Source organism: Lactobacillus sp. C449L, assembly GCF_059900815.1.
Window position 1 is genome coordinate 1 of sequence record NZ_JBWXGA010000270.1, and the last position, 443, is coordinate 443.

General features: G+C 27.8%; 1 protein-coding gene. It reads right to left on the minus strand.

Going from position 1 to position 443, the window contains the following annotated elements; all coding sequences use genetic code 11:
• Window positions 1-149 precede the first annotated feature (149 nt).
• Window positions 150-443, minus strand: a 294-nt coding sequence (locus AC2JF9_RS09345; protein WP_500727221.1) for a TraX family protein, incomplete at its 5' end; no start/stop codon positions are given.

The window sequence follows — 443 nt, forward strand, 5'->3', positions numbered from 1 at the left end:
AAATGGATAGCCCATTTGAGGATTCCATACGTAATAACTACCTTTTTGCTCCTTGCTTACTTTTATTATAGTTCCGCAATTAATACACCTGAAGCTCCAATTTCCTTTATATTTTTTGTAAGCTGTTTTTGAGTAATGAAAATTTTGTATCATTTTAATCTCCAAAAATTAGTTTGTATAATCCAAAGTATCGCAAAAAGAATTGTTAAGTGTGCAGGATAAAACCAATAAAAGAAAGATTTATTTAAATAAACCTTGAATTTATCTGTCGGGAAGTATAAGCATAGCAAAACTCCAAAAATAGCAAACAATTGTATATTTGGTTCAGACTCCAAAAACACAAATATAAGAGTTAAGATTGATTGGTAGATAATTATTTTTTTCTTTGAATTTGCAAATAAATAAAAGATTACTGGCATAATTAATCCGTACCAAGTATATTC